Annotated in this window: 12 protein-coding genes and 1 pseudogene; 7 read left to right on the top strand and 6 right to left on the bottom strand. The window is 57.8% G+C overall.

Going from position 1 to position 11,052, the window contains the following annotated elements; translation table 11 throughout:
* The 3 genes from JCM12296_RS28470 to JCM12296_RS28465 form a co-directional block, all read left to right on the top strand.
* Nucleotides 1-1,306 (top strand): two-component system sensor histidine kinase NtrB (locus JCM12296_RS28470; protein WP_157067970.1); only part of this gene is annotated, 1,306 nt, incomplete at its 5' end.
* The gene (locus JCM12296_RS49545; RefSeq protein ID WP_306304153.1) at nt 1,303-1,806 is read left to right on the top strand and encodes a sigma-54-dependent transcriptional regulator; all 504 of its coding nucleotides are present in this window, start codon (nt 1,303-1,305) and stop codon (nt 1,804-1,806) included. The genes JCM12296_RS28470 and JCM12296_RS49545, both read left to right, overlap by 4 nt.
* A complete protein-coding gene (locus JCM12296_RS28465; protein ID WP_306304152.1) occupies nt 1,749-2,657 on the top strand; it encodes a sigma-54 interaction domain-containing protein in 909 nt (302 codons plus the stop codon). The genes JCM12296_RS49545 and JCM12296_RS28465 overlap by 58 nt, the downstream gene beginning before the upstream one ends.
* Before the next feature lie 396 nt (nt 2,658-3,053).
* Here the strand turns inward: JCM12296_RS28465 and JCM12296_RS28460 are convergent, their stop codons facing one another.
* On the bottom strand, nt 3,054-3,410 hold the full coding sequence (locus JCM12296_RS28460) for a hypothetical protein (protein ID WP_218188331.1): 357 nt from the start codon (nt 3,408-3,410) through the stop codon (nt 3,054-3,056).
* Nucleotides 3,411-3,715: 305 nt separating this feature from the next.
* On the opposite strand from JCM12296_RS28460, the gene JCM12296_RS28455 reads away from it, so the two are divergent.
* Both JCM12296_RS28455 and JCM12296_RS28450 read left to right on the top strand, forming a co-directional pair.
* Nucleotides 3,716-3,910: a hypothetical protein gene (locus tag JCM12296_RS28455; protein WP_054700149.1), complete on the top strand. Its 195-nt coding sequence runs from the start codon at nt 3,716-3,718 to the stop codon at nt 3,908-3,910.
* On the top strand, nt 3,911-4,183 hold the full coding sequence (locus tag JCM12296_RS28450) for an OsmC family protein (RefSeq protein ID WP_054700147.1): 273 nt from the start codon (nt 3,911-3,913) through the stop codon (nt 4,181-4,183).
* Between the two features lie 111 nt (nt 4,184-4,294).
* Here JCM12296_RS28450 and JCM12296_RS28445 read toward each other — a convergent pair whose 3' ends face one another.
* The 3 genes from JCM12296_RS28445 to lysA all read right to left on the bottom strand — a co-directional run bounded on the left by JCM12296_RS28445 (nt 4,295) and on the right by lysA (nt 6,497).
* Nucleotides 4,295-4,723, bottom strand: coding sequence for a hypothetical protein (locus JCM12296_RS28445; RefSeq protein WP_054700145.1), 429 nt, complete (start codon nt 4,721-4,723; stop codon nt 4,295-4,297).
* 44 nt (nt 4,724-4,767) lie between these two features.
* Nucleotides 4,768-5,145, bottom strand: coding sequence for a hypothetical protein (locus JCM12296_RS28440; protein ID WP_054700144.1), 378 nt, complete (start codon nt 5,143-5,145; stop codon nt 4,768-4,770).
* Nucleotides 5,146-5,258: 113 nt separating this feature from the next.
* The gene (gene lysA / locus JCM12296_RS28435; RefSeq protein WP_054700141.1) at nt 5,259-6,497 is read right to left on the bottom strand and encodes a diaminopimelate decarboxylase; all 1,239 of its coding nucleotides are present in this window, start codon (nt 6,495-6,497) and stop codon (nt 5,259-5,261) included.
* Nucleotides 6,498-7,301: 804 nt separating this feature from the next.
* Here lysA and JCM12296_RS28430 point away from each other — a divergent pair.
* Nucleotides 7,302-9,236: a methyl-accepting chemotaxis protein gene (locus JCM12296_RS28430; protein WP_054700140.1), complete on the top strand. Its 1,935-nt coding sequence runs from the start codon at nt 7,302-7,304 to the stop codon at nt 9,234-9,236.
* Nucleotides 9,237-9,452: 216 nt separating this feature from the next.
* Nucleotides 9,453-9,998 (top strand): class I SAM-dependent methyltransferase, encoded by a 546-nt coding sequence (locus JCM12296_RS28425; RefSeq protein WP_054700138.1) that lies wholly within the window; start codon nt 9,453-9,455, stop codon nt 9,996-9,998.
* Between the two features lie 79 nt (nt 9,999-10,077).
* On the opposite strand, the gene JCM12296_RS28420 is transcribed toward JCM12296_RS28425, so the two are convergent.
* Both JCM12296_RS28420 and JCM12296_RS40405 read right to left on the bottom strand, forming a co-directional pair.
* A complete protein-coding gene (locus JCM12296_RS28420) occupies nt 10,078-10,617 on the bottom strand; it encodes an FAD-dependent oxidoreductase (protein ID WP_054700136.1) in 540 nt (179 codons plus the stop codon).
* A 108-nt stretch (nt 10,618-10,725) separates the two neighbouring features.
* Nucleotides 10,726-11,052, bottom strand: a pseudogene (locus JCM12296_RS40405) (hypothetical protein); the annotation flags it as partial.

The following is an 11,052-nucleotide window of genomic DNA, read 5'->3' as shown; positions in this document are numbered from 1 at the left end:
AACGCCACGGGCCAACGCCAGGGCGACCGTTTATCTGGCCATGAACCTCACGGCCTATGCGGCTGCGCGCCAGGCCGACCTTCATCACGCCATGATCATGGGCGCCATCGTCCTGGCCTTGGGGGGTGGGGTGATCTATTTTTTCATCGTTCTGCGAAGCTATTACCGGCTCAGCAAAACACTTCAGGAAACCCGGGACTACACCCGGCAGATCATCGCCAGCATGGTCCACGGCGTCCTGAGCATCGACGCCGCCGGCATCGTGACGTCCTGCAACCGCCAGGCGCGCACCCTGCTCGGCATCCCGGCCGCGGAAAGGGACCGCATCGACCTTAGAACCATCTTTGATTTCGCGGCCACCGGCATCGCCCGCACCCTCACCCAGGGAGCCCCGGTTCTTGGCCAGGAAGTCGAGATTTCCCGGAAGGCCGCAGCGCCCCTGCCCCTGTTGCTCACCGTCACCCCCATTCAGGACGAGGCCGGCGACCGTAACGGCGCCGTTGTGGTGCTCCGGGACCTGAGTGAAATCAAACGACTCGAGGAGAAGGTGCGCCGCGCCGAAAAATTGGCCGCCATCGGCCGCCTGGCCGCCGGCGTGGCCCACGAGATCCGCAATCCCTTGAGCTCGATCCGAGGATTTGCCTACTGGCTCGGCAAGGATCAGGGTGAGCATGCCACCCGTCGCGAGTATGCCGATGTAATGGTCCGTGAAATCGACCGGATCAACCGCGTGGTGACCGACCTGCTCAATTTCGCGCGCCCCATGACCTTGGAACCGAAAGCGATCCGGGTGATCGATCTGATCGATCACGTGGTCTCCCTGGTGTCTGCCGAGGCCGAACGCCAGTCCATCGATATCCAGGTCGCGGTTACCGAAGATTTGCCGCCACTGTTTATAGACCCCCATCAGGTCACCCAGGCCCTGCTCAACCTGCTGCTCAATGCGATGGGTGGCCTGGAAGCCGGCGGCGCCATCCGCCTCCGGGCATCCGTCGAAGATGAGGGTCAAACGGCTGTCTTCCACGTGGAAGACAACGGCCCGGGTATCGATCCCGCCATTCGGGGCAAGATTTTCGAACCCTTTTTCACCACCCGCGAGCGGGGGACGGGGCTGGGCCTGGCCATGGTGCGGAAAATCGCCGAGAACCATGACGGAGAAATCTTACTGGAAAGTCCTCCACCGGGAAAGGCGCATGGCGCGTGCTTCACCTTGCGGCTTCGCAGTACCCCAGCGAGCCGCATTGCCGGCAGTGAGGAGGAAAATCCCGACCCTGACGACCCCGCTTTGATGGGAGAGCGCCCATGAACGCCAAAATTCTTGTCGTCGACGACGATCAATCCCACCGCACCATGCTCAGGGCCGTGCTCACGGCCGAAGGCTACCAGGTTCAGGAAGCCGACGATGGTGACACGGCCTGCCGCGCGGTGGAGCAGGAAGTGTTCGACCTGGTACTCATGGATCTGCGCATGAAACGCATGGACGGCGATGCCGCCCAGAAACGCATGGCCGCCGTCAGCCCGGAAACGCCGGTGATCATCATGACCGCCTACGGTTCCGTGCGATCGGCCGTGGAATCCCTCAAATCCGGCGCACGGGACTACCTGACCAAACCCATCGATGTCGACGAACTGAAAATTCTGGTCGCAAAAACCTTGGACCACCATCGCCTGGCGGAGGAGAACCGCAACCTCAAGGAACGCCTGGTACCCGTTTCGACTTTTCCGGCATTCTGGGCAGCAGCCCGGCCATGGGTGAGCTGTTCGAAACCCTCGGTCTGGTGGCCCCCTCCGAGGCCACGGTGCTGATCCAGGGGGAAAGCGGCACCGGCAAGGAGCTGGTGGCAGGCGCCATTCATCACAACAGCCCCCGGGCGGAGCATCCCTTCGTTAAGGTCAATTGCGCCGCGCTGCCCGAAACCCTTTTGGAGAGCGAGCTCTTCGGACACGAAAAAGGCGCTTTCACCGGCGCATCCGCCCCCCGCAAGGGACGTTTCCTACTGGCCCACCAGGGGACCCTTTTTTTGGATGAAATCGCGGAGATGACCCCGGCCACCCAGGCCAAGATCCTGCGCGTCATTCAGGAACGGGAATTCGAACCGGTGGGCGGCGCCCGGACCATTCGCGTCGACACCCGGATCATTTCGGCCACCAATCGCGACCTGGAAACGGAAATTGCCGCCGGCCGGTTTCGCGAAGATCTTTACTTCCGCCTGAACGTGGTGACCATCAAGGTCCCGGCCCTACGGCAGCGCGCCACCGACATTCCCCTTTTGGCCAACTCTTTTCTGGACCGCTACGTCCAGAAAAACCGCCGGCACCTCAAGGGGTTTTACCCTGCGACCATGGAGCTTCTGGTCCGATACAGCTGGCCGGGGAATGTGCGCGAGCTGGAAAATGTCATCGAGCGCGCGGTGATCCTTTCCACCGGAGAAATGATCCGGCCGGAGGACCTTCCCCGATCCCTGCAGGTGAATGTCGGTATCGACTCGGCCGACGGCCCCATTCTGGCCTCGGGGCGCTCGCTAAAGGATGTGGAAAAGGAGATGATTCTGAAAACCCTGGCGGATATGGACGGCAACCGCACCCGCGCGGCCGACGTATTGGGAATCAGCCGCCGGACGCTGCAATTGAAGCTCAAGGCGTACGGCATCAACTGATCGCCCGGCAGGGATGAGCTTGGGGACCGATCAGAACAAAAACCAAAAAGCCGGACCACCCTACAAAGAGGTGGCCCGGCAGAGATAAGGGGAAGAGGAAGGCTCGATGGAACCGGGGAGCGCCCATCGATGAAAGAGACCTTAACCGCCAAAAATGACCCGGGCGTGACCCGATGATGACCAAACGGTCATGCCGAAAAGGCTCATCATCAGGCTCCCCGGAACAAAAATGAGGGTTCAGGCGGTTATCGACAAGCGACAAGGATACTGCTTGTCGGATTCATCACTTTGACTTCTTCCCCTTGCCACCGCCGTTTCCACCGCCCTTGCCCTTCCCTTTGCCTTTACCAGACCCCTTGGATCCGTACCCCTCGCCGTGAAGATCGTGGCCCTGCTTCAAGCGTGAAACTCCGCTGAACCGGGTTTGATGCCGAGGCTTTTGGCGAGCACGCCCCAGCCCTGGCCGCGCTCCGCCCGGTAACGCTCCAAAACGTAACCGATGGGCCGATGGGCCATTTCACCCAGTCGGAGGCACATATACGCGTCCGCCGGACCGGCGACAGCGCCTAAAACCGCTTGAATGTTCGCGTCACCAACGTGAAAACGGCTTTCGAGACTCGCCCTGAAGCCGGAAGGATCCGCCTGGGCCCGCAGGTTGAAATCCCGCGTCCAATCGTAATCACCGGCGATGCCGATGGACCCCAAAAGGACAACCGCCATGAGTGCCAGAAACATACTTTTGATCATTTGCATTGCATTCCTCCTCGGATTAAAAAAAAGATTCTCGCCATCGCTGATGGGTGGACGCACTTTAAGGGATCTGCCCTGTGGTTTCAAGCGCAGATACCGCGTTTTACAATCCTTCGGATCGACACTATGTTAAGTCTCAATTCGCAAGGGAGCCGGAATACCAACGTACCCGCGGGAACAGCCACATGCGGACGGGGCTCCTCATACCAATGCTTCGGCAACTGGAAATGGCCGCCACCTTCTGGCGGCCGAACGACTTTCCGCTTGAGCCGATACGTTTTTCAACCCTTTGACGAAGGGAGTTACCCATGGGGAACATTATCCATCAATCCCATATTACGATTACGCGCGAAAAAGGTCCCACGCGCATCGCTCACATCAGAGGCTTCGATCAGCCCGTCTACTACGGCGTTCATGGCGGTATCAAGGCGTTTTACCGGGTGGATCCGGAAGAAGAACACGCCGCAACCCTGGACCATCTGGTGGGCGCAGTGGGCGGGTGAATGATGGGCACCTTGGCCACGGTGCTGGCCAAAAAAAAGATTCGGACCTTTCAGGATCGCTACATGGCGACGGTAACCGGCGATATCGAGGATGTCGACGGGGTACTGAAAATCACCCGCATCCACGTCCATTACCGGCTGAAACTGCCGGCTGAAAAACGCGCCGATGCCGAAGACGCCTTTGGCAACTACATCACCTTGTGCCCGGCGGCCCAAAGCGTGATCGGTGCGATCAAGATCACCCATGCCCTGGAGATGGAAGATGAGAACTGACCGACAGGAAGGCCGGACTGAGCCTATGGCGCAGGGCGGAAGCCTCGTCTCCACGTGGTGCCGCATGCCAGTAATCCGCAACAATCGAACGCAACATCCGGGGACTGGAAATTATTCTCCTGCCGGTACCGGTTCCGGCGGGGTGTCGGTGCCGGCACCGGTCCCCGCACCCCGATGGGCGCGTTTGCCGATGAGGTAGGTACCGTTGCTGATTCCCAGCAGAATCAAGACCTCAGGCTGCAGCAGGCCCTGGATGGCCGCCTCGATACCGTTATGCTGGGCGCCGAGTACATAGAGGAAAGCAAAGGCGACCACAAAATTCCAGATCAGCATCTGCAGTCGCGACACGCTGGGTTTGCCGGCCTGCCCCTCCCCGGTATTCTCGTAGAGGAAGTTCAGAATCCCACCGTTCAAAGTCCCCTGGAACATCATCTTGATGATTATTCCGGCGATGAGGGTGAGAACGATTGCCGCCAACCCCAACGTAAAGGCACTGATCATTTCGATGAACGACATGTCTAAAAGCGTCAGATGGCTCATGGCCCCCCCTTGTCAACACGGAGAAGAGTTTTATGGGAAAATGGCTATTTTCGCCCGAACAGTTTCAAAATATCGCCATCGGTGACCTTGGCCATGAGGTAGGCGGCTCCCGAGCCACCGGCAAGGGTGTCGATGTCCAGCCAATCATAGACCTGCATGGCGGCCTTTACCTTTTCGGCAAGCGTTCCGGGATCACTACCGATGACGGCGAACAGATAGCGGGCGGCCAGAATCAGCGTTCCAAAAAGCAGAACGTAGCGTGACAAATGATGCGGCCCGCCCGGGTGGGTCGTAAAAAAGCAGCCCCAGCGGTCTTCAGCATCCATGAAGGCACGCCCCACGGCCACGGCGAACAGCCCCAGGGTCGTGTAGCCCGCCCAGAGCGTGGCGCTTTGAATCATTGTGATGAGTTGATCGAACATGAAGCCTCTTCTCCCCGGTTATCCGCATCCCCGCCGAGCGGCCATTTTGTCGGCCGATGCCGAACCGTCGCAGTCGTAACGCTCCGCCACGGCGGCGGCCTGGATAAGGCGCATCATTCTTCCAAGGCGATCAGATCATCGTAGGTTTCCCGGCGGCGCGCCAGGATGGCGTGATCACCATCTACCCGTACCTCGGCGGCCCGGGGCCGGGAGTTGTACTGGGAGGACATGGTGAATCCATAGGCCCCGGCGGAAAAGACGGCCAGGGCCTCGCCGACCGCAAGCCCCGGCAGCAGGCGGTCCTGGGCCAAAAAATCGGTGCTCTCGCAGATGGGGCCGACAACATCGACCTTCATGGGCTCGCGGCCCCGGGGGTGAACCTCACGGATGCGATGGTAGGCGCCGTAAAGGGAAGGTCGCACCAGGTCGTTCATGGCCGCATCGACGATAACGAAGTGTTTCACCGGCGTTTTCTTGGTAAAAATCACCCGCGTGACCAGAATACCGGCATTGCCGGCGATGGCCCGGCCGGGTTCGAGGATGATCGTCAGTTCGCGGCGTCCCACGGTTTCGGCAATGGCCTTCCCCAGGTCGGCCGGCAGCGGCGGCAGCTCGTCATGGTAGGTAATCCCCAACCCGCCGCCCAAATCGAGGTAGTGGATCGTGACGCCCGACGAACCTAACCGGTCGACAAAGGTCAACAGTTTTTCAAGTGCCTCCACAAAAGGGCCGATCTGGGTCAACTGGGAACCGATATGGCAGTCCATCCCTACCGGTTCCAGAAAGGCATGCCGCTTGGCCATGAGATAAGCGCCCGTCGCCTCGAGCATGTCCATGCCGAACTTGTTCTTCTTCAGCCCGGTGGAGATATAGGGGTGCGTTTGGGGATCCACATCCGGATTGATGCGAATGCTGATGCAGGCGACGGTTTGCATCTTTTCTGCGATGCGGCCGATACGTTCCAGCTCCTGGGATGACTCCACGTTGAACATGAGGATATCGGCTGTGAGGGCCTCACGGATTTCATGGTCCTGTTTGCCCACGCCGGAAAAGACAACTTTGTGCGGATCGACCCCGGCTTTCAGTACCCGGTAAAGCTCACCACCGGAGACGATGTCCATGCCTGCGCCCAGCTCGCCCAACTGCCGCAACAAACTGAGGTTGCTGTTGGCCTTGACCGAAAAACAGATCAGGTGGTCGAGACCGTCCAGGGCCGCGTCGAAGGCTGTGAAGTGGCGGGCAAGGGTTCGTGCGGAATAGACGTACAGCGGCGTGCCGTATTGTTCGACCAGATCCGCCACCCGCACCTCCTCGGCCCAGAGTTGACCGTCGCGGTATTCGAAGTAGTCCATGGAAGATCTCCTTGCTGAGGCATGCTGGACGAAAGGATCGCCATATAGACAGGATTGTAGCACAGATCCTGAAAGCTGAAAAAGAGCCGTTTCATGGAATGGGTGTCACTTAAAACTCGTTAAATGAATAATATTCTATAACTGTGCTGACGACAGGCCGCCATCCATATCCCGATCCAAACGGCCCCATGCCACCACAAACACGTTGTCTTCACCACCATGGCGACGCCAAATGGCTGATGGCAACACGCTCTCCAGAACACCATAAAAATCTAAATATATCATAATATTTATAAATTTGTCCGCCGCCGGACTCGGTGGTCCGTCTGCGCGCAAGCAACTTTCTCATAATTATTTTATTTTTTCATTTGATACCTGGAATTTTAAAAAAGGCCAGAATCCAAGAAAACATTGACAAGCCCCTCGATAAGTGATTGATTTTTACTCATAGAATACACTTAAATAAGTATAATTTATTCAGAACGCCATCTATGTATCCCGCAGATAACGTCCCACAAATTTATTTGGACTCCGTTTTTCATCCGGAACCTTCTTAAAAAAAATTTTAATTAAAAAATTATGTTATTTCGAATACATATCAACACACCCATCAAAAGGAGCACTCCATGGGAAGCATAAAACCCAGAGAAAGAGGAAAAGCCCGGCACCACCCCTTTCCATCCTGACCTTTTGGAAGCACTGGAAAGTTGCTCATCACACGACCAATGGGATATCGCTGGCCAGACGATCTTCAAGGACCTGGGCCGGGAATGAATGACATCGAAATGGAAAAGACATATCATCATGTGGCGAATCAAAAATCTGAAAATCCAACACAAACTGCAATTGACCGGCTTTTTATACCTGGCCTTGATCGGAATGGTGGTCTACTTTTTGATTAGCTCCAACGCACTGATCAAAGCTTCCACCGAGCGTCAGCAAGCCCTTAATGCATTGTCCGCTGACATCCAGCGTATCGAAATCGGCATCAAAGACTACATGTACAACCGGATTGCGATCAACGCGTTGCGCCAGTGTTTCGAAGGTTTGAGCGCACGGATAGGAAACGCTGCCGTGGCAAGTCAGTTGAATGCTGTTCAGGAACAGATAGACACCTTGGCCCAATTACGCTCCCGCAATCAAACCATCGAAAGGGAGATCGACAAGCTGACCGAATCATCCCTGAATGCCTCAAATATGGTGCTCAAATCCATCAGCAATCGCTTGATCGGCGAGGAGAGCCGGAAGGGCGTGTCAGGCATGGAACGGGCCGTAGTTATCGACGCGAACAATAACACCAACGCCAACTTCCGCATCAAGGTACTTTTTGGCAGGCTGAAGGAGAATATCGGGCTCAAGAATGAGCTGCTCGGTTTTCTGGATACCCTGTTGGAAGCTGTCGACAAGGGCATTGAAAAACTCAAGGGTACCGAGAACGAAGCCGCGGCCAGACAAGCCAAGACTACCAATCTGTCAATCAAGGCGCTGGTAATCGAGTTTATCGGCAATATCAATGCACTCAATGCCAACGAGAAACAAATCGTCGAGACCATCAATACGATCAACGATGGCATCGAAAAACTAGTGCTGAAAAGCAGCGAAGATGTATTCACAAAAATAAAGGGCTATTTTTCAACCATCATCAGCGTCATCCTGACCGCCTCAATCATTGGAATCGTGATGAACTTCCTACAGGCCAGGTCCATCGTGGGGTCCCTTAACCAGCTCAACCGGCTGGCCAAGGATTTAGCGGAAGGCGAAGGCGACCTGACGAAGCGCATCAACACCGTCAACCGGGATGAAACGGGTGAATTGGCTCAGTGGATCAATCTTTTCGTCGAAAAGCTTCAGCGGATTCTGAAGGACATCAAAGGCAATGCAGACTCACTCAACCAGTCATCGTCCATGTTGACCGACATCTCCCATCAACTGACCCAAGGCGCCCAGTCCGCCTCGGAGAAAGCCCACGGCGTTGCCGCGGCGGCCGAGGAGATGAGTGCCAACATGAACTCCGTGGCTGCGGCCAGCGAAGAAGCGGCCACGAATATCACCATGGTGGCGTCCGCCTCCGAGGAGATGGCCGCGACGGTCAAGGAAATCGCCAACAATGCCGAAAAGGCGCGCTGCATTACCAGCGACGCGGTCCATAAGGCCAATGGCGCCACCACCAAGATCAACCTTCTGGGGCAGGCCGCTGATCAGATCAGCAAGGTTACCGAAGTGATCACCGAGATATCCGACCAGACCAACCTTTTAGCCTTGAATGCCACCATCGAAGCGGCCAGGGCCGGCGAGGCGGGCAAGGGGTTCGCCGTGGTGGCCAATGAAATCAAGGAACTGGCCAAGCAAACCGCCCTTGCGACACAGGAAATTAAATCCAAGGTAGAGGCGATTCAACGATCCTCCACGCAGACCGTCGATGAAATCAAGGTTATTTCCGAAGTCATCGGTCAAGTGGATGGGATTGTCTCGACGATCGCAACTGCCGTTGTGCAACAATCGGCAGTGACTGATGAAATTGCTGGCAATGTTGCCCAGGCCTCTGTGGGAATTCGGGAAGTCAATGAAAACGTGGCCCAAAGCTCCACCGTGTCGGAGCAGATCGCCAATGAGATCGCGGGGGTCAATCAAGACGCTGGAATGCTCGCCGACAATTGTGCACAGGTCAATTCGGGTGCCGAGATGCTGGCCCAATTGGCAAAGACGCTGCATCAAACAGTTGGACGTTTTAAAGTGTAGCGTACAGGTCCTGATTGCGGTAGCGCGCCAATTTCCAAAGGCTTCAGCGTGAAACTATGATAAAGTGCTTTTCATGGCACGCAACAAATCATCTACAACACGCGACGGGTTACAGACGAACGTAAGAATAAACCAAGGGTGGCTCAAGAATTCCGCATCTGGAAAACGCACCATCCATGGAACGCCAAATCGGAACTTCGGCGGAGGCGCGCCCCCATGAGCGAACAAGACCGGAAACGCTGGGATGAACGATATCTGAATGATCCGGGAGGCGCCGAACCGACACCGATTCTGGAAAGATACTGGCCGCTGGCCCCCATGGGCCGGGCCGTGGACATTGCCTGCGGCAACGGGCGCAACAGCTTCTTTTTAGCCGAAAAAGGCTTCATGGTCGATGCGGTGGATATCTCCACCGTCGCCACCGAGAGACTCGTCGGCCGGCATCCGAATATCCGGGTGCACTGCCAGGATCTCGACAGCTGGACCATACCGGCGGAGCACTATTCCCTGGTGCTCAACGTCCGATTTTTGGACCGGCGCCTCTTCCCCATGATCCTGAACGGGCTCAAGCCCGGCGGGGTGCTCATTTTCGAAGCCTTCATCGGCCGGGAAAAGGCGGACTATTGCCTGGAACCCAACGAACTGCGCCGCGCCTTCAGCGACCTGCGCATCGTCTATTACGAGGAGAAACGGTTGGCGCGCCGCCATGCGGACAGATTCGAGCAGACCGCCTCCCTGGTGGCCATCAAAGGGGATGGCTGACCGGCGGGGAACGTGCGCCTGAAAGGCGATGCCGTTGCGTTCGAACAGGGCGATGCCCGTTCGCTAAACCGAGCCCATGTCATCCCCGCGGCAGATCACAGCAGGGTTTCTGGGGCAAATCACTGCGCCCCATGAGAAAAAGATCCACCGCCCGGGCCGCCTCCCGTCCCTCGGAGATGGCCCAGACGACCAGGGACTGACCCCGTCGGGCATCGCCGGCGGCAAAAACCCCGGGCCGGGAAGTCATGTGGTCGCTGCCGGTGGAGAGGTTGCCGCGTTCGTCCAGGGCCAGCCCCAATTGGGCCACCAGCGTGTCCGCTTCGGGTCCGACGAATCCCAGGGCCAGGAGCACCAGATCCACGGGCCAGACCCGCTGGCTACCGGCAATTTCCGTGAAACGCGCCGGCCGGCCGTCTTCCGCTTCCCATTCCACCGCGACCGTCTCGAGCCCCGTCACGCGTCCCCGTTCACCGACAAAGCGCTTGGTCAGGATGTTCCAGTAGCGCTCGCCGCCCTCCTCGTGGCTGCTGCTGGTACGCAGGCGCATGGGCCAATAGGGCCAGGGTTGGGCCGGGGGCCGGTCTTCAGGCGGCTGGGGCAACAGCTCGAAGTTGACCACCCCGGCGGCGCCTGGCGATGGCTGGTGCCGATGCAGTCACTGCCCGTGTCTCCCCCGCCGATGACGATCACCTGACGGCCCGCGGCCTGGACGGTCAGTGCCGCCGCATCACCGGCGAGCACGCGGTTCTGACTGGTGAGAAAGTCCATGGCAAAGTGGATGCCCGCCAATTCCCGGCCGGGAATCCGAAGATCCCGAGGCGGGTGCTGCCGGTGCACAGCACCAGGCGTCGAACCCGGCCACCAGGGAAGGCCCGTTAATATCGATCCCCGCCTGGACGCCGCACTTGAATTCGATGCCTTCCTCTTGCAAAAGCGTGATGCGCCGGTCGAGGATCGCCTTTTCTAGCTTGAAGTCGGGAATACCGAAGCGCAGCAGGCCGCCCGGCCTGGGATCGCGTTCGAAGACGGTCACCTGGTGGCCGGCGGAATTGAG

The organism is Desulfosarcina cetonica JCM 12296 (assembly GCF_001311845.1).
GTDB classification, from domain to species: Bacteria; Desulfobacterota; Desulfobacteria; order Desulfobacterales; family Desulfosarcinaceae; genus Desulfosarcina; species Desulfosarcina cetonica.
This window is presented reverse-complemented; position numbering and strand designations above follow the sequence as displayed.